Annotated in this window: 19 protein-coding genes; 4 read left to right on the top strand and 15 right to left on the bottom strand. The window is 74.0% G+C overall.

All coding sequences use genetic code 11. From position 1 onward, the window contains the following. Positions 1 to 16: 16 nt before the first annotated feature. The 6 genes from ACO06A_RS00735 to ACO06A_RS00710 all read right to left on the bottom strand — a co-directional run bounded on the left by ACO06A_RS00735 (position 17) and on the right by ACO06A_RS00710 (position 9228). Entirely contained in the window at positions 17 to 1582 is a 1566-nt protein-coding gene (locus ACO06A_RS00735; protein ID WP_421734262.1) for a phage tail sheath family protein, read from the bottom strand. 111 nt (positions 1583 to 1693) lie between these two features. Next, the gene (locus ACO06A_RS00730; RefSeq protein WP_421734261.1) at positions 1694 to 2398 is read right to left on the bottom strand and encodes a DUF4157 domain-containing protein; all 705 of its coding nucleotides are present in this window, start codon (positions 2396 to 2398) and stop codon (positions 1694 to 1696) included. Between the two features lie 112 nt (positions 2399 to 2510). Continuing rightward, positions 2511 to 4562 carry an ATP-binding protein gene (locus ACO06A_RS00725; RefSeq protein ID WP_421734260.1) on the bottom strand — a complete coding sequence of 684 codons (2052 nt, stop codon included), beginning with the start codon at positions 4560 to 4562 and terminating at the stop codon, positions 2511 to 2513. Continuing rightward, entirely contained in the window at positions 4559 to 5203 is a 645-nt protein-coding gene (locus ACO06A_RS00720; protein ID WP_421734259.1) for a DUF4255 domain-containing protein, read from the bottom strand. The genes ACO06A_RS00725 and ACO06A_RS00720 overlap by 4 nt, the downstream gene beginning before the upstream one ends. A 22-nt stretch (positions 5204 to 5225) precedes the next feature. Beyond that, on the bottom strand, positions 5226 to 8480 hold the full coding sequence (locus ACO06A_RS00715) for a hypothetical protein (protein WP_421734258.1): 3255 nt from the start codon (positions 8478 to 8480) through the stop codon (positions 5226 to 5228). A 124-nt stretch (positions 8481 to 8604) separates the two neighbouring features. Further along, positions 8605 to 9228 carry a LuxR C-terminal-related transcriptional regulator gene (locus tag ACO06A_RS00710; RefSeq protein ID WP_421734257.1) on the bottom strand — a complete coding sequence of 208 codons (624 nt, stop codon included), beginning with the start codon at positions 9226 to 9228 and terminating at the stop codon, positions 8605 to 8607. Between the two features lie 168 nt (positions 9229 to 9396). Between ACO06A_RS00710 and ACO06A_RS00705 the strand changes: the two genes are divergently transcribed. From ACO06A_RS00705 to ACO06A_RS00695, 3 genes are read left to right on the top strand one after another with little or no spacing between them, the layout of a single operon-like run. After that, on the top strand, positions 9397 to 10725 hold the full coding sequence (locus ACO06A_RS00705) for a hypothetical protein (RefSeq protein WP_421734256.1): 1329 nt from the start codon (positions 9397 to 9399) through the stop codon (positions 10723 to 10725). Between the two features lie 52 nt (positions 10726 to 10777). Beyond that, positions 10778 to 11044 carry a PAAR domain-containing protein gene (locus ACO06A_RS00700; protein ID WP_421734255.1) on the top strand — a complete coding sequence of 89 codons (267 nt, stop codon included), beginning with the start codon at positions 10778 to 10780 and terminating at the stop codon, positions 11042 to 11044. A gap of 12 nt (positions 11045 to 11056) precedes the next feature. Then, a complete protein-coding gene (locus ACO06A_RS00695; RefSeq protein ID WP_421734254.1) occupies positions 11057 to 12976 on the top strand; it encodes a hypothetical protein in 1920 nt (639 codons plus the stop codon). A gap of 28 nt (positions 12977 to 13004) precedes the next feature. Here ACO06A_RS00695 and ACO06A_RS00690 read toward each other — a convergent pair whose 3' ends face one another. The 4 genes from ACO06A_RS00690 to ACO06A_RS00675 form a co-directional block, all read right to left on the bottom strand. Then, positions 13005 to 13382: a DUF2255 family protein gene (locus tag ACO06A_RS00690; RefSeq protein ID WP_421734253.1), complete on the bottom strand. Its 378-nt coding sequence runs from the start codon at positions 13380 to 13382 to the stop codon at positions 13005 to 13007. Beyond that, positions 13379 to 13786 carry a (R)-mandelonitrile lyase gene (locus tag ACO06A_RS00685; protein WP_421734252.1) on the bottom strand — a complete coding sequence of 136 codons (408 nt, stop codon included), beginning with the start codon at positions 13784 to 13786 and terminating at the stop codon, positions 13379 to 13381. Before ACO06A_RS00685 ends, ACO06A_RS00690 begins: the two co-directional genes overlap by 4 nt. 30 nt (positions 13787 to 13816) lie before the next feature. Further along, on the bottom strand, positions 13817 to 14830 hold the full coding sequence (locus ACO06A_RS00680; protein WP_421734251.1) for a zinc-dependent alcohol dehydrogenase family protein: 1014 nt from the start codon (positions 14828 to 14830) through the stop codon (positions 13817 to 13819). A 95-nt stretch (positions 14831 to 14925) separates the two neighbouring features. Continuing rightward, positions 14926 to 16602: a GAF domain-containing sensor histidine kinase gene (locus ACO06A_RS00675; protein WP_421734250.1), complete on the bottom strand. Its 1677-nt coding sequence runs from the start codon at positions 16600 to 16602 to the stop codon at positions 14926 to 14928. A gap of 220 nt (positions 16603 to 16822) precedes the next feature. Here ACO06A_RS00675 and ACO06A_RS00670 point away from each other — a divergent pair, with 220 nt between their 5' ends. Next, the gene (locus ACO06A_RS00670) at positions 16823 to 18295 is read left to right on the top strand and encodes a glutamate synthase subunit beta (protein WP_421734249.1); all 1473 of its coding nucleotides are present in this window, start codon (positions 16823 to 16825) and stop codon (positions 18293 to 18295) included. A 118-nt stretch (positions 18296 to 18413) separates the two neighbouring features. On the opposite strand, the gene ACO06A_RS00665 is transcribed toward ACO06A_RS00670, so the two are convergent. The 5 genes from ACO06A_RS00665 to ACO06A_RS00645 form a co-directional block, all read right to left on the bottom strand. Then, positions 18414 to 21005 (bottom strand): multicopper oxidase domain-containing protein, encoded by a 2592-nt coding sequence (locus tag ACO06A_RS00665; RefSeq protein ID WP_421734248.1) that lies wholly within the window; start codon positions 21003 to 21005, stop codon positions 18414 to 18416. After that, a complete protein-coding gene (locus ACO06A_RS00660; RefSeq protein ID WP_421734247.1) occupies positions 21002 to 22123 on the bottom strand; it encodes a hypothetical protein in 1122 nt (373 codons plus the stop codon). The genes ACO06A_RS00665 and ACO06A_RS00660 overlap by 4 nt, the downstream gene beginning before the upstream one ends. Before the next feature lie 22 nt (positions 22124 to 22145). Further along, the gene (locus tag ACO06A_RS00655) at positions 22146 to 22472 is read right to left on the bottom strand and encodes a DUF2249 domain-containing protein (protein ID WP_421734246.1); all 327 of its coding nucleotides are present in this window, start codon (positions 22470 to 22472) and stop codon (positions 22146 to 22148) included. Between the two features lie 61 nt (positions 22473 to 22533). Then, positions 22534 to 23199: a helix-turn-helix transcriptional regulator gene (locus ACO06A_RS00650; protein ID WP_421734245.1), complete on the bottom strand. Its 666-nt coding sequence runs from the start codon at positions 23197 to 23199 to the stop codon at positions 22534 to 22536. 30 nt (positions 23200 to 23229) lie between these two features. Next, positions 23230 to 24234 carry a ketopantoate reductase family protein gene (locus tag ACO06A_RS00645; protein WP_421734244.1) on the bottom strand — a complete coding sequence of 335 codons (1005 nt, stop codon included), beginning with the start codon at positions 24232 to 24234 and terminating at the stop codon, positions 23230 to 23232. Positions 24235 to 24320 lie beyond the last annotated feature (86 nt).

Raw genomic sequence — 24320 nt, 5'->3', positions numbered from 1 at the left:
CCTTGGTGGTCGTGGGTCACTCGGCCGCGAGGCTGGTGCCGCCGGAGAACTGCGAGAGCTGGAAGATGACGAACTCGGCCGGCTTGACCGGGGCGACGCCGATGCGGCAGGTGACCTGCCCGGCGTCGATGGCCTCCGCGGGGTTCGTCTCCCGGTCGCACTGCACGAAGAACGCCTCCTCGGGACTGAGCCCGAACAGCGCCCCCTTGCGCCACTCGTTGACCAGGAACGCGCCGATGGTCCGGCGGATGCGCGCCCAGAGGGCGTCGTCGTTGGGCTCGAACACCACCCACTGGGTGCCGACCAGGATCGACTCCTCCAGGTAGTTGAAGAGCCGCCGGACGTTGATGTACCGCCAGGCCGGGTCGGACGAGAGCGTCCGGGCACCCCACACCCGCACCCCACGGCCCGGGAACGCACGGATCGCGTTGATGCCCACCGGGTTGAGCAGGTTGTGCTCGGCGCGCGTGATCTGCGTGGCCAGGGTGATGACGCCACGGACCACCTCGTTGGCGGGCGCCTTGTGCACTCCGCGCGACTCGTCGTTGCGCGCCCAGATGCCGGCGATGTGCCCCGACGGCGGCACGAACCGGTTGGCGCCCGAGGCGGGGTCGAACACCTTGACGTACGGCCAGTAGACGGTCGCGTACTTCGAGTCGTAGCCGGCGCCGTCCACCCGCCAGTCCTTGATCTGCTGCGGGTTGAGGTTGGGCGGCGGGTCGAGGATCGCCATGCGGTTCCCCATCAGCTCGCAGTGCGCGATCATCGCGAGCTGCACGGCCTGGAACGTCTCCAGGTCGATCGCGCCCTGCTCGAGCGCGGCCACCAGGTCGGGCACCGCCACCATCGTGACCTCGTCGATGGCCTCCAGGCCGCTGAACCCCGTGCGGTCGGCGGCGTCGCCGATGTAGTCGTCGGCGCCGAGGTCCTCCGTGGCGGGCGGCTCGGGCTCGGGCTCCGGCACCACCAGGTCGGCGGTGCCCTTGTCGGGCTTGGCCAGCGCGCTGCCCGACGCGAGCTCCTCGATGGTGATGAGCTTGCTGAGCTGGTTCACCTTCGTCGCCACGTTGTCGTCGCCACGCTTGGTGGTGACGTTGTCGTACGTCTCGGACTCCTTGCCGTCGACGTGGACGACGAGCTTGAACTGGTCGTCCGGCGGGTTCTCGCCACCGGGGTCCGCGATCTCGACGCTCAGCTTCTTGCTCTTGGGCGCCTTGTCCGACGCCTGCACCCGGTACGCGCCGATCACGGCCTGCGCGCCGGCCGGGAGGGCCTTCGGCGTCGCCCTGCCGCGGATCTCCTCGGCGCCCTCGACGGCGTCCTGGCCGATCCGGACGACGTACGCGGTGCTGCCGCCGTTCAGGAAGTACCCGTACACGGCGTGGGCCAGGTACGAGCCCGGCAGGAAGTCGCCGAACGCCTCGGAGAACTGGGTCCAGTTGGACACCAGGGTCGGATGGTTGAACGGGCCCTTCGCGGCCATGCCGACGAACGCGGCGACCGAGGTCCCGACCCCTTCGATGGGTCGAGATCCCGCCTCCACCTCTTCGACGTAGACGCCGGGCGACAGATAGGTCGGCATGTCCCCTCCTCGGGCACAGGGAGTAGATGTTCAGCGTGCGGCGGTGCGGTGGTGGGCCGTGAGGCCGGTGGGACGCCCGTCCGGGCGAGGTCGGTGCCCGATCGGGCGGTGTCAGGCGGACTCGGGCTCCTCCTCCTCGGCCTCCTCCCGCTGGACGAACGAGCCCTGCACCTCCTCGTCCTCGGGCGCCTCCTCGCGCTGCACGACCGGGGCACCGCCGTCCGTTGCAGGGGTGGGGGCGGGCGTGGCCATCACCTGCTCGGCGTTGGCGGCCGCGGCCGTCTCGAACCGGTCGCTCGGGTCGGACACCTGCACCCCACCGCCGGTGGGGGTCCCGTCCACCGGCCCTGAGCGCTGCTGCACCACGTGCGTCAGCTCGTGCGCGAGGGTGGTGCGGCCGGCCTGGGACTGCGGGTCGTACGCGTCGCGCTGGAACACGACGTCCCGGCCCACGGTGTAGGCGTGCGCGCCGACGGCAGCCGCGGAGTCGGCGGCCGCGGAGTCCGTGTGCACGCGCACGTCGCCGAAGTCGTGTCCGAGCCTGCCCTCCATGTCGGCGCGGGTGTCCGCGTCGAGTGGGCGTCCGCCCCCCGACGACAGCACGTCGAGCACCGGCGAGCGTTCCTCGTCGACGAGCCCCGCGGTCGACGCGTTCCCGGCGGTGCGCTGGAGATAGGTCAGGCCGGCGCTGCCGAGCAGCTCGGGCCGGCCGGCGGCCAGCGCCCGCGAGACCACCGGTGCCGCGCGGTCGTCGTCGACCCGTGGCGTCGACGTCCGCAGGCCCTCGGGATGGTCCAGGTGGTCGTGGGAGTGCATCGTGGGCCCCTCTCGACGGTCGTCGCAGCCGACGCTGCCAGCCACGGGCGCCGTGCGGGACGACCGGGTGGACGCCGGTCGGGGCACCGCCGGGTGCACGTTCGGGCAACGCTCAGCGCAGCACGTCCCAGTACGGCCCGAACTCGCTCTCGAGCGTGAGCCGGCCGAGCTTGCGGTACTCGCGGTAGACCGCCGCGACCACGTGGCGCATCGCGACCGTCCCGCCGTCGTCGGCCGCCAGGTAGGCGGCGGTCACCGCGGCGGACCGGATGGCGCCGCCGGCCAGCTCGAAGGCCTCGGCGCAGAACGTCAGGTCGATGTCGTAGTCCCGGGGGACCCGACGCCCCAGGCTGCGGTCCCACAGGGCCACCCGCTGCGACGCGTCGGGCAGCGGGAAGTCGACGAGCACGTCGAGCCGCCGGATGAACGCGTCGTCGATGTTGGCCCGCAGGTTCGTCGCCAGGACCACGAGCCCGTCGAACGTCTCCATCCGTTGCAGGAGGTACGCGCTCTCGATGTTGGCGTAGCGGTCGTGCGCGTCCTTGACCTCGCTGCGCCGGCCGAAGACGGCGTCCGCCTCGTCGAACAGCAGGACCGCGTTGACGCTCGCGGCACCCGCGAAGATGCGCTCGAGGTTCTTCTCGGTCTCGCCGATGTACTTGTCGACGACCGTGGCCAGGTCGACGACGTACAGCTCGAGCCCCAGGTCGCGCGCGACGACCTCCGCGGACATGGTCTTGCCGGTCCCCGAGTCGCCCGCGAACAGGGCCGCGACGCCGTGCCCGCGCCCGCCGCCGGGACGCATCCGCCAGTCGCCCAGCACCTGCTCCCGGTAGCGGGCCCGGGTCGAGATCTCGTGCAGCGCCGTGAGCGCGCTCGCCGGCAGCACCAGGTCGTCCCAGCCGACCGCGGGCTCGATCCGGCGCGCGAGCCGCTCCAGCTCGGTGCCGTTCTCGGCCCGCGCTCCCACGCGCACGTGGTCGACCGTGAGCGCGCCGTCGAGCGTGGCCTGCTGCCTCGCCGCTCGAGCCGCCCGGGTCACCTGCTCGGGCCGCAGCCGGAACGGGGCCGTCGCGGCCGCGGTGTCCTGGAGGTCCGCGCCCAGCGAGCGCAGCCAGAGCTCGGTGCGCTCCGCGACCGTCGACGGGGGCACGTCGAAGAGCAGAGGGGGCCAGTCGCTCCAGACGGGGTCCCAGCTGCGCCGGCCGACGACGAGCACCGGCACCTGCGCGGCGACGAGGGCGCGCAGGGCGCGCGGGTGCTCGACGAGGTCCTCCACCCCGCCGACGACCACCCCCGACCGGGTCAGGTGGGCCTCCCGCACGGCGGTCCGCACCGTGCGCAGCAGGTCGGGGGTCGCCGCGAGCGCCGACCCGTCGAGGACGAGCGCTCGGTGCCCCGTCGCGTGCAGAGCGCGCACGGCCAGGACCCGCCCCGAGCCGGTCGGCGGCTCCCGCAGGTAGACCAGCCGCGCACCGCCCGCCAGCGCGCTCGCCAGCCGGGCCGGGTCGCCCCAGAGCACCTCGTCCACCTCGACCAGGACGCCGTCGAGCCCTCGGTCCGGTGCGTCGTCGCCCAGCAGGTGACCCACCACGCGGTCCGGCACCCGCAGGGGTCGGCCGGGCAGCGGCCGGTCGGGCTCCTCGAGCTCCAGCAGGCCGGACGCGACGAGCGGCCCGTGCTCGAGCCGGTGCCTCCCGTGCGACGACGCGAGCGGCACGCCGCACAGCGCGAGGGCGACCGCGGCCGAGGGCCGCCGCCGCGTGACGTCGTCGTTGAGGTAGCCGAACAGCTGCTCGAACCGGGAGTCCACCTCGCACGCGAGTGCCACCAGCAGCAGCTCGACGTCGAGCGGCTCCAGGTCGAAGACGCGGGCCAGCTCCCTCAGCCGGAGCCGCTCGCCGGCCGCCTCCGCCGCGTCCGCGGCCTCCTCGCACGCCCGGGTGCGCGCGCCCACGATGCCCGACAGGGGCTCCAGGGCGCCTCCGCTCAGCAGGCGTTCGACCGTCTCGTCGCTCAGGTAGAGCCCCCTGAACGGGTCGTCCGGCTGCGGGTCGTCGCGGCGCCGGCGCTCGATGAGCTCACGCACCCGCTCCTCCACGACCCCGAGCCTGCCGAGCAGGTGCGCCGTGCTCCGGTCGACCACCGCGGGACCGGAGCTCATCGGGCCCTCCGGGAACGTGCCGTGCGCTCCGGAGGCGGCGCGTGCCGGTGCGCGCCGACGTCCGCGGCCTGCCCGTCGCGGTCGGCGAGGTCGAGGCGCAGGCCCGACTCCACGGGTGGGCCGACCGGCGCGCTCACCGGGGTGAGCACGGGCACGTCGACCACGACGTCGATCGAGGGCTTGAGCTCGCCCCCGAGCGCCGTCCACACGTCCGCGAACCCGCGGTCCTCGGGCGGCGGCAGCCCGACGAAGAGCGGCACCCGCGCCCCGGCCGCCGCCAGCTGCTCGTCGAGGACGCGCGCGGGCAGGGCGTCGAAGCGCAGCAGGTGCCGCAGCACCGAGTCCACCAGCCGGTGCTCGTCCTCGGGCCGCTGCGTCCAGGCGGTCACCAGGTAGGAGAGGCGGAAGTGCCGCGGCGGCTGGTAGCGGGCGCTGACCTTGCCCTCGACGCGGTTCGCCAGCTCGCCGCGCGTCCGGCGGCGCAGGTCCTCGCGCAGGTCGTACAGGTAGACGTCCACCGTGGGGGCGTTGCGGCGCGCGGCCCAGTCCTTCGTCGGGGCGTCGAGCACCACCTCGACGTCCGGACTGTCCACCGCCTCGCGCACCAGGGTGCGCAGCGCCTCGTCGACCTCACCGATCATGCGGTCACCCGGATCCTTGCGGTCACTTGCGGAACAGGAACGTCGGAGCGTCGATCGACGTCGGCACCACGAGCAGCGGTGCCGTCACGTCGCCGTAGAGCGGCGGCACCTGGCCGTTGCGCGCCTGGAGGAGGCGCTGTACCACGAGCGAGTCGCGGATGAGGGGCACCGCCAGCGCCCAGCGGCCGTCCGGCCCCGCGGTGAGGGGGTTCTGGACCCCCATGATGCCGAGCGACCAGGAGAGGTTGACGTCCGAGCCGGGCGGGAAGTCGGTGCCCGCGACGAACACGACCTCGCCAGGGCGCGCGACGGCCGGCTGCAGGTCGACGTGCGGTCGTCGGACCTCGAGGGTGGCGCGGGCCGAGTTGTCCGCGGGAACGGGGTCCGGGGAGGTCGTGCCGACGGTGGCCGTGACGTCGCCCAGCTGCGGCGGCCCCTCGAAGACGACGTCGGGCGTCAGGACGGCGGTCAGTACCACGGCACCGAGCCCGGGCAGGGTGCCCAGCGCGCACGTGCCCGTCGGCGCGGCGCAGGGCGCCAGACCGCTGGGCGTGACCGTGCCCGGGTAGGTCGTCGTGAGGGTGACGCCCTCGGACGGTGCCGAGCCGGCGTTGCGCACGGTGAACGTGGCGCTGACCGGCAGCCCACCCACCCACGCGACGGGGGGAGCGGAGAGCGTCATGTCGACGCTGACGCCCCCGGGGACCCCGACGTCGATCGTGGCGGTGTTGTTGGTGACGACGCGTTCGGGGCTCGCCGTGAGGGCCACCGCGTCCACGGTCGACACCGCCGCCAGGGTCACGCCGAGCACCGGGATGTCGAAGGTCGTGGTCGCTCCGGGTGCGAGCTGCGACGCCGCAGCGCAGGTGAGGACCTGCCCCCCGACGAGACACCCGGCCGCGCCGGGCGTGGAGACGCCGAGGGGGAGCCGGACGGTGACCGAGGGGCGCGCCGCCCGACCCGGGCCCGCGTTCGTGGCGGTCGCCGTCACCGTGGCCGAGCCGTCGCCACCGACCACCGAGGTCGCGAGCGTGAGGACCAGGTCCGTCCACGGCTGGTACGCAGGCTCGCGCTGCACGCCGGGCGGGTCGACGACCAGACGCAGGCCCGACCCGTCGGCGGCGGCGACCTCCGCGATGCCGCGGTGCTCCCAGGGCAGGCCGACGAGGACCTCGGAGAACGCGATGCGGCTCCCGTCGGCGGACCACTCGGGGTCTGCGGCGTGGGCGACCTGCGCGACGGTCGGGGTCGCGGTGCCGTCGTCGGCGACGCCGGTGAGGGCCCGCGCCCGGACCACCTCGACCCCTCCGTCCGACGGGAGGTCGACGATGCCGATCCCCCCCGGCACCTCCAGCCGACGCGGGTCACGGAAGTCCGGTGGTCCGTAGTAGCCGCCGGCGAACCAGTGCGGCATGGCGACCAGGTCGGCCGCGGCGATCTGGGTGCCGTCGGGCGACCAGTCCGGGGACCGGCCCTGGACGTCGAAGACGCAGTCGTCGCCGTAGTAGTTGCACTCCGGGTAGGTGACGCGCAGGCGGGACGACACTCCGGAGCGGACGTCGACGACAGCGAGGTAGGACGCCCCGGACGGGATCTCGTCGTCGCCGTCTCCGGTGCCGGTGGCGTAGACCACGCGCGTCCCGTCGGGGGACCAGGACGGGTCCACCGCCCAGACGTCGTCGCCGAGGCCGACCGTGAGCTGCGTGACGGCTCCGGACCCGACGTCGAGCGTGAAGATCCGCGGCAGCGTGTAGCCGTCGCCCCAGTAGTGCCAGCGGACGAACGCGATCGTGCCCCCGTCAGGCGACCACGTGGGGTCCAGGTCGACGTCGCCCTCGTCGTCCGGCACGTACGTAGGCCCGACGACGGCGAGCGTCGTCGCGTCGGCGATGACCAGCCGCTGCCCGTACGTGGGCACCAGGGCTGCCGCGAGGATCACCGGTTCGTCCTCCACCCCGGGGTCCGGAGCGACCGGTGCGCTGTAGGCGACCCGGGTGCCGTCGGGCGAGTACTCGACGCCGGCCTCCGCCAGACGCTCGGCGTCCCACGTGGTCCCGAGGCTCTCGATGAGGCGCAGGTCGGACCCGTCGTCGGCCACGACGTCGCTCACGTCCGTGCTCGGCACCTCCTCGGTGAAGACGATCCGCGCAGTCGCGTCCCACCCTCCTTCGCCGCCGGTGACGCTGTCGTCCACCCAGGTGGCGTGCGACTCGGAGACGCCGAACGTGTCGACGACCGGCGTCTCACCGAGCACGCGGAACGTGCGCGCGCCGTCCTGCGTCGCCCACCGGGTCACCCACACGTCCCCCGCGGGGTCGTTCTGCGTGCTGGTGAACGCCACCGAGCCCCCGCCCCGGCTCCAGCTGCCCTCCGACCCCTGCGGGCGGCAGCACGAGGCCGCGTAGGGGTCGACGACCGTCGCGGGAAGCAGGTCCGGGCCACCCATCACGAGGATGCCGAGCGAACCGTCCGCCCGGAACTGGGTCGTTGTGAACACCAGCCGCCAGCCGCCCGAGATGACCTGGGCCGCGGGTTGGGTCTCCGCGATGCCCGGTGTGGCGGTGAGCTGGGCGACCGGCGTCGCGTCGGTGGTCACCCCGAACAGGTCGGGCTGCCCGCCGTCGCGTGCCGCCGCATAGACGATCCGCTGGTCGTCGAGCCAGGTCGGCCACGTGTCCTGCGTGCCGGGGCCGGTGAGGAAGGTGTACCCCGCCGACGCGCGGCACCCCTCGCCCTCGGTCGGCACCGGTGCGATCGCGATGTCCCAGTCACCGCGCGCGTCTGTGGCGAAGGCCACGAGCGTGGCGTCCGGGGACAGCACGGGGTGGGACTCGCGGGCGGGGTCGCACGTGACGCGCTGGGCGGTGGGCAGCTCGGCGGCCGGTTCCGGCAGCACCGAGACGTACACGTCGCCGTCGTCGTCCGGGCCGGCCGCGTCGACGGTGCTCACCCACGCGACCCGCGGCTGTCGCTCCAGGGACACCCACGACGAGCCCTCGCCGTCCTGGCGGCGCCCGGTGGCCAGGTCCTCGGACGACACCCTCGTGCCGGCGACCCAGGTGTGGTCGCCCGGGCCGTCCTCCTCCGCGGACAACGTCGCCTCCCGTAGGAGGCTGGACCGGTCGACGAACCCGAGCCGCGGTTGCGACACCACCGGCAGGGGGAGGCTGGGTGGGTCGGCCTTAGGGAGTGTGGGCAGGGCGACGGCGGCGCCGCCGACGGGCAGCAGGAGCAGGGCGCACGCGCCGAGACCCACCCACGCCCGCGCTCGTGCCACGAGTTCGCCCCTCCCTGTCGGACGCCGTCAGCGCTCGACCCACCCTGCACGTCCGCGGGCCGCGACCGCAGCCGGCCCCGGTCAGCCCTCCGGGCACGCGTGCCTTCCCGAAAGTGCAGGTGTCTCAGATCAGCCCCTCGCGCAGCGCGTAGGCCACGGCGTGCGACCGGTTGCGCAGCTGGAGGCGGGTGGTCACGTCGTGCAGCACGTTCTTCACGGTCCGCTCGGAGTACGCCAGGTGCTGGGCGATCTCCGCGGTGTCGTACCCGTCGGCGACGAGCTTGAGCACGTCGATCTCGCGGGTCGCCAGCCCCGTGAACGTCAGCCCGCGCGGGCGCAGCACCTGCCGCTGGAGGGTGCCCACCTGGTCGAGGAGCCTGCCGAGCAGGTCGGGGGGCACGCTGCCCTCGCCGGTCGCCGCGCCGCAGATCACCCGGACCAGTCGGTCGGGCGTCGCCTCGCTGCGTCGCACCAGCCCGAGCACGCCCGCCTCCACCGCGGTCACGACGTCGCCGTCCTCCAGGCGTCCCGCGACGAGCACGGCCTGGCTCGGGCTCTGCCGGCGCACCATCCGCACCAGGCGCAGGGCGTCGTCGTCGACGGCGTCGGCCACCACGACGGCGACCTGCGACGACGCGGCCTCGTCGGTCGGCAGCACGCGCACCTCCGGCCGCGGACGCAGTGCGCTCACGACGCCCGCCTCGGAGATCGGGTCCCGGGCGCTCACCCACACAGCCACGCGTTCCATGTCCTGCTCCTGCCCCCCTGCGGCACCCCGTCCGGGTGCTCCGTCCGGCCAGCATGCGCGGCGGGACTGATCGTGCAGTCAACATCGGCTCAACGGGCAGGGGCGGTGCCCCATCGGCCGTGCGGGGAGCCGTTCTCGCGCGCGCCTGGTCGGCCTAGCGTCCGCAGCATGACGACGACGGCGAAGCTGGACTCGGCGCGGGTGGAGCTCAGCCCGGGCACCGAGGCGGTCGTGCCGCTCCAGATCCGCAACACGGGTGAGCGCGTGGAGGGGTACCAGATCGAGGTGCTCGGACCTCCCGCGGCCTGGACGACGGTCGAGCCCGCGCTCATCGAGGGCCTGTACCCGGGCACCGCGACGACGGCCACGGTGCGGTTCTCCCCGCCGCGCTCGTGGTCCGTGCCCGCCGGCCAGCTCGACTTCGGCATCCGGGTGGTTCCGTTCGGGCACGCCGAGGAGGCGGTCACCCCCGAGGGCGTCTGCGAGGTGCTGCCGTTCCTCGACACGACGGCCGAGCTGCTCCCTCGCTCGTCGCACGGTCGCAGCGGGGCGAAGCACCAGGTCGCGCTCGACAACCGCGGCAACGTGCCGGTGACCATCTCGCTGACGGCGGCCGACGACGGAGGCGTCCTGGGCTTCCGGGTGCGCCCGCAGATCCTCACCGTGCCCCCCGGGACGGCCGAGTTCGCCGACGTCCGCGTGAAGCCGGACGGACGGGTGTGGCGGGGCGCGGACCGGACGATGCCGTTCATCGTCACGGTCGCCGCAGAGAACTCCTCGCCGGTGCTGCTCGACGGCACCCACGTGCAGACCGCGACCATCCCTCGGTGGTTCTTCAAGGCGCTGCTCGCGGCGCTCGCGCTGCTGGCCCTGCTCGTGCTCCTGTGGTTCACGGTGCTCAAGCCGGCGGTGGTCTCGGCCGCGGAGTCGTCGGTCGCGGACGAGGTGGCCGAGGCGCAGGCGGCGGCCGACGAGGCCAAGGAAGCCGCCGCGGCCGCCCAGCAGTCGTCGGCGGGCGCCGGTCAGGCTGCCGCCGCGGCGCAGCAGCAGGTGGCCGAGATGCAGGACCTGACGGAGAACTTCCTGCCGCCGTCCGAGATCCTCGCTCCCACCATGCAGCGCATGACCGTGCAGACCGGCCCGGGGACCTCGGCGTCCGCGGACGACTTCGTCGTCCCTGCCGGCTCGACGCTGCGGCTCACCGACCTGGTCCTCAGCAACCCGCAGGGCGACTTCGGCCGGCTGGTCCTCTCGCAGACGCCCGCGGGCAGCAGCGACGCCGTGGTGCTCTTCGACGTGGCGCTGGAGAACTTCCGGGACAACGACTTCCACTTCCAGACGCCGATCGTGCTGCCGACGGGCACGGCGCTCACCATGACCGTCCAGTGCCGCCTGCCCGGGACGCCGCAGAACCTCACGCCACCGCCCGGCCAGTGCGACGACGCGCTCGTGTTCAGCGGGACGCTCGCCACCCCGGCACCGGCACCGGCGCCCTGACATGCCCGCCGGCCCGGCGCTGCGCGTGGGTGACATGGCGATGTGTCCGCTGATGGACGGTCCCAAGCCGCACGTCGGCGGCCCGATCACCCCGGCCGCGGGGGTGATGACGGTCCTGATCGGCGGTCAGCCGGCCGCGGTCGCCAACTCCGTTCCGGGGTCGATCCCGTGCGTGTCCCCGGCGCCCAACGGCATCGCGATGGGCTCGCTGACGGTCCTGATCGGCGGCTTCCCGGCCGCGCGCGTCGCGGACCTGAGCCTGCACGGCACGCCCGTCGTACCCGGACCCGGCCTTCCCACAGTGATCATCGGCGGCTGACAGGAGGACCTGATGGCGGACCGCATCTGCCCGGCCTGCGGGGCGCCCAACACGGCGACCGCGACCTTCTGCCGCGTCTGCGACACCTACATCGACTGGACCGACCCGGCGGCGACCGCACCGTCGCCGGACCCGGCCGACGGGGGGACGGCCGAGCCCGACGAGTCGTCGGCGGAGCCCGGCGAGGCGGAGGCGGCGAACCGCCGGGACCCGCGCGCCGAGGTCCCGGTCGCGACGGTCGACGACGCGGTCGTGGTCGTCGCGCCCGGTGCCCCCGGCACGACGACGGTCGACCTGCGGAACGCGTCGGACATCGTCGACGGCATCGTCATCCACCCCGAGGCGGCGCCGTCGTGGCTCGTCGTGACGCACGACGACGCCCACCTGATGCCGGGCGAGTCGCGCGCGGTCGGGGTGACGTTCACCACCCGGCCCGGCGTCCTGGTCGTCGCGCAGGAGACGTCGGTCCCGCTGGTCGTGCGCTCGTCCGTCGACCCCGAGAAGCTCACCCAGGTGGTGGTCCGCGTCGCGGTCCCTCGGGTGGGTCCGCCCCCGACCGTGTCCCCGCGACCCGCGCTGGTCCACCTCGAGGACACCACCGACGGATGGTTCACGGTGTCGTTCGACAACCGGGAAGCCAACTTCCCGCGGCGGTACCGGCTCGCGATGCAGGATCCGGAGGACGTCGTCCGCGCGCACTTCCTGCCGCCCGTGGTGGACGTGCCCGCCGGCGAGACCGTCGACGTCGGCGTGCGGTTCGTCGCACCCGCCCCCGAGCCCGGCCGGAACGTCACCCGGCAGCTCACGGTGACCGGGACGGGCGACGACGAACCGGTGAGCGCGACGGCGACGCTCACCCAGCGCACGTCAGCCGCGCCCGTGCACGTCCCCGTGACGCTGCGCCTGGAGCCTAGCCACCTGCGGGCCACCGACGGCGAGGCCCCCGTGTTCGACGTCCTGGTCGACAACCGCGCGGGTCACAGCGGCGCGAAGGTCACCCTGACCGGTCGGGACGCGCAGCGGCTCGTCGCGTTCTCGTTCGCCGAGACCAGGGTCGTGGTCGCGCCCGGCACGGTCGCGACGGTCCGTGCCCGCGCGCGATCGACCCCGCCGGCCCCCGGGACCACCGAGTCCCGACCCTTCGCCGTCGTCGCGAACGACGGCACGTCCGAGGTGGAGACGGCGGGGATCCTCGAGGTCTCCGCCCGGGCCGCGCCGATCACGACGGCCCGGATCCGGGTGGAGCCGTCGACGCTGGCCACCGAGCACCGGCAGGGCACCTTCCTGGTCCAGGTGGACAACCGCCACGGCGCGGACACGCTGCAGGTCCAGCTGGCCGGTGCCGACGAGTTCGGTCGCGCCCGGCTCACGTTCACGCCCCCGGCGATGGCGATCGCACCGGGGCAGGTCGGCACGGCGCGGCTCCTCGTGGACAGCCCCACACCGCCGGCGGGCACGACGTCGTCGCGGCGGCTGCGCGTCTCGGCGAGCGACGGCCGTGCCGCGGTCGAGGCGGAGGCCGTCCTGGCCCAGTCCACCCCCGACCACCGCCCCGCAGCCAAGCGCTGGCTCGTGGTGCTGGGCGCGCTGCTTGCGATGGTGGGGGCGCTGATCCCGTGGCTGGGGGAGATGATCGACCCGGACAGCATCGTGCGGGACGCGACGAACGCGTTCGGGGGCGACGCGTCGGCGTACGCCGGGACGGCCACCGCCGGTTCGACCGTCCTCGTCTTCCTGCTGGCTCTGCTGATGCTTCTCGGGCTCAACGGCTCGTCGGGCCGGGGGATCCGCTTCGCGGCTCTGCTCATGGTGATCGTCGCGGTCGCGGCGGCCGTGGTCGGCGCGGACACCCGTGGGCTGCCGCTGGTGCTGCTCGGCGCCGTCCTCGGGTTCGTCGGCGGCGTGCTCGCCCGTTCCCGCAGCCCCAGGTGACGGGCGCCCTGCGCGACGGGCGCGCAGATCAGGGCGTCGGGACGACGCGCAGGGTGACGCCCGCGACGCTCGGGCCCGTGATGGCCCGCACGGGTGCGGGTCCGTAGCGGTCGTACTTGGCGTGCAGCGCCTCGTCGAGGGCGGCGTGCGGCGCGTCGTCGCCGTTCTCGAAGGTCACGTCCTTCTCGACGGCGCCGACGCGCACCCGGCCGGTGCCCGACTCCGTCGCGCGACGGAACCAGCCGTTCTGCGGCCCGTGGGCGGACCGGATGTAGAGGTCGTCGCCGAGGACGGTGAACCAGATCGTCACGAACGGTCGCAGGCTGGCGTCCGCTCGCCGCGAGGCCACCTCCAGCTCGTCGACCCTTCCGATCGTGCGCAGCTCGTCCGGCGTCCAGCCGCTCATGCTCCTGCCCCCTCGTACTGCTCGTCGGTGACCTCGTCGGCCCACTCGGTGTCGGGTCCCGTGCTCCCGTCGCCGGCCTCCCACATGGCCAGGTGGGTCATGAACCGGTCGGGTGCCGCGCCGTGCCAGTGCCACTCGCCCGGTGGCGTCCAGACCGACTGGCCCGGCTGGACCTCGATGACGCGCCCGTCGCGGGTGCCGACGCGCGCGGTGCCCTCGGTGACGTGCAGGGTCTGGCCGCTGGCGTGGCGGTGCCAGAAGGTGTGCGCACCGGGCGCGAACCGCACCGCGTTCACGCGCAGCCGGGCGGGCTCGGGCGGTGCACCGAGGACGTCGAACCACACGTCACCGGTGAACCACTGCTCGGGGCCCTTCTGCGTCGGCGGCAGGGGAGTGATCTCCATGTCGGCCTCCTTCTCCTCTCGGTGCATGTCTCAGGGCTGGAGCAGGACCTTGATCGCCCGCCGCTCGTCCATCGCGCGGTACGCCTCGGCCACCTCGGACAGGGGGAGGGTCAGGTCGAAGACCTTTCCGGGGTCGATCTGGCGGGTCCACACCAGGTCGATCAGGTGCGGCAGGTACGCGCGCACGGGCGCCGGGCCGCCGCGGATGCCCGTGTTGGACCAGAACAGCCTGTCGGTGGGCAGGTCCCCGTGCGGGACACCGACCAGGCCGATCATGCCGCCGGGACGCGCGAGGTCGACGGCCTGGAGCCGTGCCTCCTCCGTGCCGACGCACTCGAGCACGGCGTCCGCGCCGATGCCCTCGGTCAGCTCGCGGACCTGGGCCAGGCCGGACTCGCCGCGCTCGGCGACGATGTGGGTGGCGCCGAACTCGGTGGCGACCGCCTGCCGGTCGGCGTGCCGGCTCATCGCGATGATCGTCGTCGCGCCGAGCTGCGCAGCGGCCAGCACGCCGCTCAGGCCGACCGCCCCGTCACCGATGACGACCACGCTCGTGCTGGGGCCCACCCCGGCCGAGACCGCGGCGTGCCAGCCGGTGGCCATCACGTCGGAGAGGGCCAGCAGGCTGGGGATCAGGTCGGCGGCCGGCTGCCCGGGGGTGGCGATGAGCGTGCCGTCGGCGTTCGGGATGCGAATCAGCTCGGCCTGGCAGCCGTCGAACCCGCCGCCGTGCTGGCAGGCGGAGTGCATGCCCTTGCGGCACACCGGGCAGGTGTTGTCGCTGTGCAGGAACCCGCCGACGACGAAGTCCCCGGGCGTCACGGTGGTGACGGCGTCGCCGACCTGCTCGACGATCCCGACGTACTCGTGCCCGATCGGGACCGGCTTCGCGACGTCGGCGAGGCCGCGGTACCGCCACAGGTCCGACCCGCACACGCACGCGGCGACCGTGCGGATCACCGCGTCGGTGGGCTCGACGATGGTCGGGTCGGGGCGCTCCTCGAAGCGCACGTCGTTCGGTCCATGGATGATTGCTCCTCGCATGCCCCCATCGAACCCGGCTTCGCGGAGGTTCGGGAGGGCCTGTTGGTACCCCCCTGACTCGCGTCGCCCACACGGGCAGCCGTCACCAGTGCCGCTCAGTCGAGCGGCGCCGTCCACCGCAGCAGCGCCCCACGGCCCGACGGCGGCCTCTGCAGCGAGAAGGTGCCGCCGGACTGGCGGGCGCGGATCGCGAGGTTCTTCGTCCCGGAGGCGCGGGTGGGCGCGGCCGGGACGCCGACGCCGTCGTCCTCGACCTCCACGACGATGGAGCCCTGGGGCGGGGAGGTGAGCATGAGCCGGACCGCGACCGAGTTGGAGTGGGCGTGCCGCGCGGTGTTCGACAGCGCCTCCCGGACCACCGCCACGACGTTGTTCGCCCGCCCGGGCGCCACGAGGTCGTCGAGGAGGGACGGCGCGGGCGCCCACGGGACGCCGTCGTCCAGGGGGTCGCCGTCGACGCTGATCAGCAGCGACGGGGCAAAGCCCAGGGAGGTGCGGGCGAGCTCCACCTCGGCGGCGACACGCTCCACGAGCGGGGTTCCCGTCCCGCCGTCGTCCAGGGTCCGCACGACCACGCGGATCTGCTGGATCCCGGCGTCGACGAGGCTCAGGGCCGAGTCCAGCGTCCGGGCGAGCGCGGGCGGGAGGGGCTCGTCGGTGCTCGTGCGGGCACTCTCCAGCTGCATCCCCGCGGCGAAGAGCTGCTGGATGGCGAGGTCGTGCAGGTCACGGGCGATGCGGGTGCGCTCGTCGTCCAGCACGGCCCGGCCCTGGGCCCGTCGGGCCTCCGCGAGGACGAACGCCAGCGCGGCCTGGGACGCGAAGGTACGGGAGAGCGCGAGGTCGCTGTCGGTGAAGGGTTCCGCGCCCGCGCGCCGCAGCAGCAGCATGACGCCGACGCCCTGACCGGCAGCGCGCATCGGCGCGAACAGGGCGGGCCCGTACCGGGCGAGGGCGTGGTCGGCGGCGCCCTGCATGGTGGGGACGAACTGTCCGGTGCCGTCGTCGAACGCCGAGCGGACGCGCTCGTCGTCCGTCAGGTCGAGACCGAGGAGCTCCTGCTCGCCCGCGCCGGACACGATCTCCACCACCAGCTCGCCACGACGGCCGGGAAGCACGAGCGCGGCCGTGTCCGCCTGGTCGATCTCTCGTGCCGACGAGGCGATGCGGACGAGCACGTCCTCGTCGCCGGCGTCCTCGAGCAGCATGGTGGTGATCACCTGCGCGGCGGTCAGCCACTGCTGGCGGCGCCTCTCGAGGGCGTAGAGCTGCGCGTTCTGCACCGCGACCGCGGCGGCCGCGGCCAGCGCGAGGGCCACCGACTCGTCCCGGTCGTGGAACCCGCCTGCCTTCTCCGAGAGGTACAGCGTCCCGAACCTCGCACCGCCGACGCGCACGGCCGCACCCAGGAACGAGCCCATCGGAGGGTGACCGGCTGGCAGACCTCGGAACGCCGGGTGGGCCGCGAGGTCCTCCAGGCGGAGGACGCCGACGTCGGGGATGCTGCCCAGCACGCCCCACGCGTGCGGCGGGTGCCCCAGGAAGGCGACCGTGGCGTCGTCGACGCCGCTCTGCACGAACGTGGTGGAGGTGCCGCTCTCGTCGACGATGTTGATGGCGCCGTACCGAGCGCCCGTCAGCTCCGTGCTCGCCACCACGAACCTCGTGAGCAGGCTCTGGAGGTCCAGGTCGGCCGCGAGACCCAGGATGGCGTCGAGGAGTGCGACCTCGCTGTCGGAGGGCGCCTTGCCGCTCGACTCGTCGACGCTCACGATCGGCCTCCCGGAGTCGCAGCGCACCGGGACGCGGTGCGCGAGGGACCAAGGTCCCATGGCCGAACGTCAGCAACCAACTGCCGCGCCCCGCCGCCGAGCGTCCGCCGGGACCTTCGGCTCGGCGGGCGCTCCTTCGTGACCCGTAGGGTGCGTCCAGGTCAGGACCGTCGCGGGCGCACGCCCGGCGCCGAGGATCCCGGCTGGAGGAGGCGGCAACGTGGCGGACCCCCGGGGATTCCTGAAGACCCGGCAGCGCGAGCTGCCGACGGACCGGCCCGTCGACGTCCGCATCATGGACTGGCGTGAGGTGCACGCCCACCGCGCCGGCAACCCCGACGACCTCGCGATGGTCACGCGCCAGGCGGGTCGCTGCATGGACTGCGGCATCCCGTTCTGCCATAACGGCTGCCCGCTCGGCAACGTCGTGCCCGACTGGAACGACCTCGTCTGGCGCGGGCAGTGGGCCGACGCCAGCGACCGCCTGCACATGACGAACAACTTCCCGGAGTTCACCGGGAGGCTCTGCCCCGCGCCGTGCGAGACGTCGTGCGTGCTCGGCATCAACGCGCCACCGATCACCATCAAGAACGTCGAGGTCACGATCGTCGACGAGGCGTTCGACCGTGGCCTCGTCCAGCCGCAGCTCCCGCAGTGGATGACCGGCAAGACGGTCGCGATCGTCGGTTCCGGACCGGCGGGGCTTGCCGCGGCGCAGCAGCTCACCCGGTCGGGGCACACCGTCGCCGTGTACGAGCGCGACGACAGGGCGGGCGGTCTGCTCCGGTACGGCATCCCCGAGTTCAAGATGGAGAAGCGGCACATCGATCGCCGCCTCGCGCTCATGGAGACCGAGGGCACCCGGTTCCACAACGGCGTCGCAGTCGGCACGGCGGTCACCGGCCAGCAGCTGCGCGATCGCTACGACGCGGTCGTCCTGGCGGTCGGCTCGACGGTTCCGCGGGACCTGCCCGTGCCCGGCCGGGACACCGGCGGAGTGCTCCAGGCGATGCAGTACCTGGTGCCCGCCAACCGGGCCGCGCTGGGCGAGGTCGTGCCGGGGCAGCCGGTCGCGACGGGCAAGGACGTCGTGGTGATCGGCGGCGGCGACACCGGCGCGGACTGCGTCGGCACGGCGATCCGTCAGGGTGCCCGGTCGGTCACGCAGCTCGAGATCATGCCCAGACCGCCGCAGGAGCGTCCGGCCACGCAGCCCTGGCCTACGTACCCGATGGTCTACCGCGTCGCCAGCGCGCACGAGGAGGGCGGCGAGCGCGTCTACGCCGTCTCCACGCAGGAGATCCTCGCCGACGAGGACGGGCAGGTGCGCGCTCTGCGCCTGGTCGAGGTCGAGCTGGCCGACGGGCGCTTCCAGCAGGTCGAGGGGTCGGTGCACGAGATCCCCGCGCAGCTCGTGCTGCTCGCCATGGGCTTCACCGGACCCGAGCGGGGATCCCTGCTCGAGCAGCTCGGCGTCGACCTGACCGAGCGCGGGACGGTCGCGCGGGACGACGAGTTCGCCACGAACGTGCCCGGGGTCTTCGTCGCCGGTGACGCCGGGCGGGGCCAGTCGCTCATCGTGTGGGCGATCGCCGAGGGCCGGTCCGCCGCGGCGGCGGTGGACGCCTATCTCTCTGGTCTCACCGAGCTCCCCTCGCCGATCCGCGCGAGCACAGGAGCGCTGCGCGCCTGACCGCCGTGCCCGCCTGACCCTGGCCCTGGTCGTAGAGCAGGTGGCACCGGACCAGGGTGAGCACCGGGCTGCCCCCGAGCGGGGTGCGGTACGACTTCCCGGTGGAGCAGCCCGTCGCTCAGGGACCGTCGGTGACCGTGACGATCCCGCGGGCACCCCGCTCGGCGTCCGACATGACGTGGCTGACGAACGGGTAGTGCCCGGCCTCGGTGAACGTGACCTCGACGAAGCCGCCCTGGGCGGCGGCCAGGTCGAGCGCCTGGGAACCGCCCGTCCCGGTGCTGCCACCGTCCCGCAGCAGGTACTCGCCCTCCTTGAAGACGGTGTGGAACTGGCCGCCGACCACGTGGAAGGAGGTCCCGACGTCCGGCCCGGCAGCGAGGACCCAGAACCGCACGGTCTCGCCCGTGCGGGCCGACAGCGGTCGCGCGGCGTACTGGTTCGCGTAGCCGTTGAACACGACGAGATCGGGCTCCCGGGCCTGCAGCTTCGCGGCGTCGGCCTCTCCGCCCTGCGCGCCGAGGTAGAGCTCCGACTGGATCAGCGCGTACTCATGGTCCACGGGGGCCAGGCCGGGCGGGTCGATGACGACGGCCCCGAACATGCCGTTGGCGATGTGCACGGACATGGGCATCGTCGAGCAGTGGTACAGCCAGATGCCCGACCGGGTGGCTGTGAAGGTGTAGGTCAGACGGCCACCCGGCTGGATGGTCCGCATCACCTCGTCGGGACTGATGCCACCGGCGTGGAAGTCGATGGAGTGCCCCACCGTGCCGTCGTTCACCAGGGTGATCTCGAAGACGTCACCGACGGTGCCGCGAAGCGTCGGACCCGGGACGGCGCCGTCGAAGGTCCACCGGGTCTGCGTCACGCCGGGGGCGACCTCGGTCTCGACGTTCCGCACGGTGAGGGTGCGGCGGTGCACGGTCGTGCCCGGCGCGGGCGCCAACGAGGCGTCGCGGGCGACGAAGTCGGGGCCGGGCTCGCTCATCGGGTCGAGGTCGTCGGCAGCCGAGCCCTCGGTGGCGGCGACGTCATGACCGGCGTGGCCGGGAGCGCCCACCGCGACGATCTCGAGGTCCATGCCGAGCAGGCGATGGCCGGCGATCGAGCACCACCCCTGCACGTCGGATCCGACGGCGCCGATCGTCACCACCTCGCTCGCGCCCGGCTCGAGCGACGGCGACACGAGCCCGGTCTCGAGCACGAGGTTGTGCACCATGTCGTCGCGGTTGGTCAGGGTGATCACGAGCTCGTCGCCCACCGGGACCTCGACCCGGTCGGGCACGAAGCGGGTGTCCACCATCTCGACGGCGACCTCGGTGGTGTGCCCGGTCGCGGGCACGGGTGCACCGGCCTGCGCCGCGGCGGTCTCCGGGCCCACGGACGGGGGATCGACGACGATGCCCGCGGTCACCGTGAGCAGCACGACGGCCGCGGCCACGAGGATCCGGCCGGTCGCGCGCGCCGCGGGAACGGGGGCTCGCTCTCCGGGGACCACGCGGACGAGCGGGAGGGCGCGGACCCGTCGGTTGGTGCGCAGGGCGCGGGCGAAGAGCACGAGGAAGCTGGCCATGCAGCCCACCACCAGCAGCGACAGCGCCACCGTCAGGCTGCTGCTCACGGGCAACAACGAGATGGCTAGTGCGGCGTTGACGGTGACGACCCGGAACAGGCCGCCACGGTCGAGCTCGGCCGCGGTGGCCTTGGACGCGGGCGGGCCGCCGCCGAGCACGACGGGCACCAGGTAGCTGAGCGCCCCGAGGAGCACCTGCGCGGCGAAGCCCACGGCGAGGTACGGCACGAGCGCCTCGACGCGGGCGGCGGCGACGGTCCAGCTGGGGGAGAGCGCCACCTGGACGGCGAACCCGAGCGTGCAGAGCGCGAACCAGACCAGCGCGGCGCCCAGGCTCCAGCCCGCGAAGGTGACGGCGGGTGCCCGTCGCAGGTGGCCGACGGCCTCCCGGAGCACCCGGCCGAGCGCGACCAGGTAGACCAGCACTCCCAGCGTCACGACGAGGCGCAGGTCGGCCAGGCAGCCGAGCGCCAGCAGGCCCAGGCCACCCACCAGTACCGGCAGGGTCGGCCCGGACGCCGCGGTCGCTGCCTCGATCCTGGTGTGCAGCACGGTGGGCCACAGCAGGGCGATGGTCCCGACGACGGCCAGCCCCACCCAGCCGAGCAGGTTGAGGCCGAGGTGACCGAGGAACAGGCGCTCGTAGTCCTCGCCGCCCCCGTCCAGCCGGGCCATGAGGACCCCGAGGGTGACCCCGACCGCGAGCATCAGGGCGCTGGCGGCGTAGTAGCGGACCAGGGGGGAGAACCGGGCCGGGAGCGCGCCGCGCGACTGGCCGATGATCACCACGGCGTGCGCGACGGCGTTCAGGCCGACGAGGACGCCGCCGGCCAGCACGAGCCCGAACGCGTCGACGACCATCCCGGTCATCACCAGCACGGCCCCGACCGTGTGGGCAGCCAGGCGCAGACCCAGCGAGCGCCGGTGACCCAGGGCTCGACGCCGGAGCAGGGTGTCCGCGAAGTGCTGGCTCCAGATCAGGATGGCGGTGCTCACCGCGCCGAGCAGCAGCAGGTGCACGAGCAGCCAGCCGGACGACGGCAGCGTCCGGTGCACCAGCGTGCCGAGCGCCGCCGCGAGCAGCCAGGCCGGCACCAGGATGCCCGTGAGGACGTGCCACATCCGGTCCCTCATCGCGTCCCCCTCAGCACGGACGCGACGGCCACCACCACGAACAGGAGCACCGCGACGATGTTGAGCGCCCCACCCCACTGCACCAGGGCCGGGTGACCGTAGGCGTCCCCGAGCAGCACGCGGGCGAGCAGGGAGACGTGCAGCAGCGCCGCCGGGACGTACATGACCGGGCGGTACGGCAGCGGGCGGCGCAGCACCGCGGGAAGGATCGTCGGGGCGTGCGCCATGATCATGGACATCACGAAGCCGAGGAACACGGCGTGCATCATCGCGTCGTACGTGGGGCCGCCGTAGACCGGCCCCTGCACCAACCAGATGCCCCCCACGACGACCAGCCAGACGTAGCCCGCCAGCAGGCAGCACGCCATGTACCGCGGCAGCCCGGCGGAGCGGACGGTGCGGGTCGCGACGTCGTGCCGGGACAGCCAGCCCACCAGGGCGAGCATGCCCAGGCCGAGGAGCGGGTACCCGGCGACGGGGAGGACGAGCGCCACGACCGCCGCCCCGGCGAGCCCGAGGCCGATGCCGAACAGCCACTGCTCGGCGCGCTGGTCCACCGACGGCGACAGGCGCGAGAGCTCGAGCCGCTCGCCGGCGATCGTGAGCACCAGGTAGAGGATCAGCAGCGGAGCGAGCTGGGGTATGCCGAGGCCACGCCACCACAGCGCGGTCGCCATCAGGCCCATCAGGGCGCCCACCACCTGCACCGCCGTCGCCACCGAGGACTGCCTGCGCCAGATGGCGGCGTAGGCGGCCAGCAGCATGGCGCTGCCGGCTACCAGGGCGACCTGGCCCACGACCACCGGGAGCGGCGAGACGAGCGCGATGCCGCCCGCCCCGAGCAGGCCGGGAGCCAGATAGGCCCACGGCCGGCGCACCGCCACCGCCCGTTCGAGCGTGACCACGGTGCCGACGAAGCCGAACACCATCAGCGGGCCGTGCACCTCGGCGAGCCGCAGCGAGTCGACGGGTGCCCCGAGCCCGAGGAGCACCAGGGCGCCGTCGAGCCCGGCCAGCAGGGCGAACCCGCCGAGGAGCAGCAGGCCGAGGCGGGCGGGCACCCGGGGTCGCGTCGCCGTGCCGGCGCCGGGGCGCCGGGCAGGGCTGAGCGTCGTCATCCGTGGCGGGCCGGTGCCGGCGTCACTGCACGCGGGTGAGGCGGACGGTCCAGGCGTCCGGTCCACGCTCCAGGTAGGAGACGGCGAAGTCCCCGGGGCGGTTGCGCTCCAGCTGCGCGAGCAGCGGCAGCGGGTCGTGCGGGGCGATGAGGTCGAGCGCGAAGCCGGGCTGGATCGACCCGAGGGCGCCGAAGATCGACGCGTGCCGGATGGCGTGCGGGATCGTGCGGGCGTCGAGGACAATGCTCGGCGCGTCGTCGTGGCCGCACTCGCAGGCGTGCTCGACGGGGGACTCGGCGGCGGCCGCGCCGGGGCGGTGGGCCGACAGGCTGATCGGTTCGGCGGGCATGGTTCCTCCTCGGCGGGTCACGTGACCCTGGAACCAATTTAAGAGGAACGGCGTCCTTTCATTAGGACGTTGGGCCCACCCACTCGTCCGGCAGGTCCACCAGGCACAGGTCCGGCTGCACGAACGGACGCAGCCGGGGGCCGTCGCCGTCGTGCCCCAGGGACCGTGCGACACCCCGCAGCAGTCCCAGGTGCACCGAGCACACCACGTCGGGGTGCGCTCGCGCCTCGGTCCGGAACGGGCACGCGGGCAGCGCGATGGTGCTCTCGGCCGCGCGCAGCTCCGGCTCGAAACCGATCTCGGTGAGCATCGCCATCAGTGGCGGCACGGGGTCCGCCTCCGCCCCCGTCGCGTACTGCTCCGACCACTGCTCGCCCGCTCGCACCGCACGGGCGCGGCCGCCGTCGCCGTCCTCGCCGATCACCGCGGCTAGCGCGTGGGTGAGCCGCTGCTGAGCCTCCTCGGGGGGCTGCGGGACGGTGGCTGCGCGGTACAGGACCTGCGGTCGGCCGCGCCGGCCCGACCGCGCGACCTGGCGGGACACGAGCCCGGCGGCCTCGAGCTGGTCGAGGTGGAACCGGGCCGTCGTCACGTGCACCCCGACACCGACAGCCACCGTGAGGGCGTCCAGAGGGTCGAGGGACTCGGTGAGCATCGCGAGCATGCGGCGGCGCGGTTCGCTGGCCAGGGCGGCGTGCCACGCCTCGCTCTGCGCGGTCGGGAGCATGAATTGACAGTAACAGCGTGCATTCAAAGCTCAGGTCCGGGCGGCCTCCGCGAGGAGCTCCGCCGCTGTCGTCGCGCCCGGGCGGGCGCCCGCAGCCGCCGCCTGTCGAGCGCGCCGCTGCAGGATCGAGTTCACCGGGGTCGGCACGCCGTGCAGCCGACCCAGCAGGACGATCTCGCCGTTGAGGTAGTCGGACTCGATCGACCCCGTCCCGCGCGCCAGGGACTGCCACGACGACCCGCCGCCACGCTCCTGGCCCGCCAGGGCCTCGACGCGGAACCCGGCGCGGGCCGCGTCGTGCACCGCGTCGTCGAGGGCGACCACGCCGGCGGAGCGCAGGACGGCGCGGCCCTCGGCGTCGGCGCGGGCGGCGAGCTCGCGGGCGTCGTCGTCCCGCAAGGGACCGCAGAGCGCCTCGACCGCGTTGGCGAGGTTGGTCAGCAGCTTCGTGTACTTCCAGGCCATGACGTCCGTGGCCACGGGTGCGCGGAAGCCGGCGTCGACGAGGTCACGGGCGTAGGCGGTGAGCGCGACGGCGCCGTCGGCGGGCGGGGGTGCCGCGTGGCCCACGGTGAGCACCCCGGGCACCGGCGTGCCGCCTGCGGAGACGCGGCCGGGCTCGAGGTAGGTGGCCGGCAGCCAGACGCACATGGCGATGACGTGGGCGAACCGGCGCAGCGCCGCCCGCTCGTTGTCCACACCGTTCTGCGCGCAGACCACCGCGAGCCGCTCGGCGGCCGTCCCCCCGCCGGCGACCGGCCGGTCCGCCCAGGCGTCGAGCGCGTCCGCCGTGTCCTGGCTCTTGACGGCGAGCACCAGGACGTCGTCCGGGCGAAGGTCGACCTCGTCGGGACCTGCGGCGACCGCGGGCCGCACGCGCACCGTCCCCGCCGCGGTCGTCACCTCCAGCCCGGTGGCGCGCAGGGCCACGAGCTGGGGACCACGGGCGACCAGCACGACGTCCGTCCCGACGCTCGAGAGGAGCCCCCCGATGACCCCGCCGACCGCACCTGTCCCGACGATGATGTGACGCACCGACCCACCGTAAGGAGTCGCGCGTCGAGTACGTCACACTGCCCATCGCCTGGACGCACGGGCACCCATCGAGGTACGTGCCCTAG

Source organism: Cellulomonas sp., assembly GCF_965229465.1.
GTDB lineage: Bacteria > Actinomycetota > Actinomycetes > Actinomycetales > Cellulomonadaceae > Cellulomonas.
Note: the sequence above shows the minus strand (reverse complement) of the source record. Positions and strands in the feature narration are given on the sequence as shown.

What these genes read in the sequence shown, in the direction of transcription:
- ACO06A_RS00660 (WP_421734247.1), bottom strand. Translation starts at nt 22,123, where the DNA reads ATGACGACGCTCAGCCCTGCCCGGCGCCCCGGCGCCGGCACGGCGACG.
- ACO06A_RS00685 (WP_421734252.1), bottom strand. Translation starts at nt 13,786, where the DNA reads ATGGAGATCACTCCCCTGCCGCCGACGCAGAAGGGCCCCGAGCAGTGG.
- ACO06A_RS00650 (WP_421734245.1), bottom strand. Translation starts at nt 23,199, where the DNA reads ATGCTCCCGACCGCGCAGAGCGAGGCGTGGCACGCCGCCCTGGCCAGC.
- ACO06A_RS00695 (WP_421734254.1), top strand. Translation starts at nt 11,057, where the DNA reads ATGGCGGACCGCATCTGCCCGGCCTGCGGGGCGCCCAACACGGCGACC.
- ACO06A_RS00705 (WP_421734256.1), top strand. Translation starts at nt 9,397, where the DNA reads ATGACGACGACGGCGAAGCTGGACTCGGCGCGGGTGGAGCTCAGCCCG.
- ACO06A_RS00700 (WP_421734255.1), top strand. Translation starts at nt 10,778, where the DNA reads ATGGACGGTCCCAAGCCGCACGTCGGCGGCCCGATCACCCCGGCCGCG.
- ACO06A_RS00665 (WP_421734248.1), bottom strand. Translation starts at nt 21,005, where the DNA reads ATGAGGGACCGGATGTGGCACGTCCTCACGGGCATCCTGGTGCCGGCC.
- ACO06A_RS00655 (WP_421734246.1), bottom strand. Translation starts at nt 22,472, where the DNA reads ATGCCCGCCGAACCGATCAGCCTGTCGGCCCACCGCCCCGGCGCGGCC.
- ACO06A_RS00720 (WP_421734259.1), bottom strand. Translation starts at nt 5,203, where the DNA reads ATGATCGGTGAGGTCGACGAGGCGCTGCGCACCCTGGTGCGCGAGGCG.
- ACO06A_RS00680 (WP_421734251.1), bottom strand. Translation starts at nt 14,830, where the DNA reads ATGCGAGGAGCAATCATCCATGGACCGAACGACGTGCGCTTCGAGGAG.
- ACO06A_RS00735 (WP_421734262.1), bottom strand. Translation starts at nt 1,582, where the DNA reads ATGCCGACCTATCTGTCGCCCGGCGTCTACGTCGAAGAGGTGGAGGCG.
- ACO06A_RS00690 (WP_421734253.1), bottom strand. Translation starts at nt 13,382, where the DNA reads ATGAGCGGCTGGACGCCGGACGAGCTGCGCACGATCGGAAGGGTCGAC.
- ACO06A_RS00725 (WP_421734260.1), bottom strand. Translation starts at nt 4,562, where the DNA reads ATGAGCTCCGGTCCCGCGGTGGTCGACCGGAGCACGGCGCACCTGCTC.
- ACO06A_RS00730 (WP_421734261.1), bottom strand. Translation starts at nt 2,398, where the DNA reads ATGCACTCCCACGACCACCTGGACCATCCCGAGGGCCTGCGGACGTCG.
- ACO06A_RS00710 (WP_421734257.1), bottom strand. Translation starts at nt 9,228, where the DNA reads ATGGAACGCGTGGCTGTGTGGGTGAGCGCCCGGGACCCGATCTCCGAG.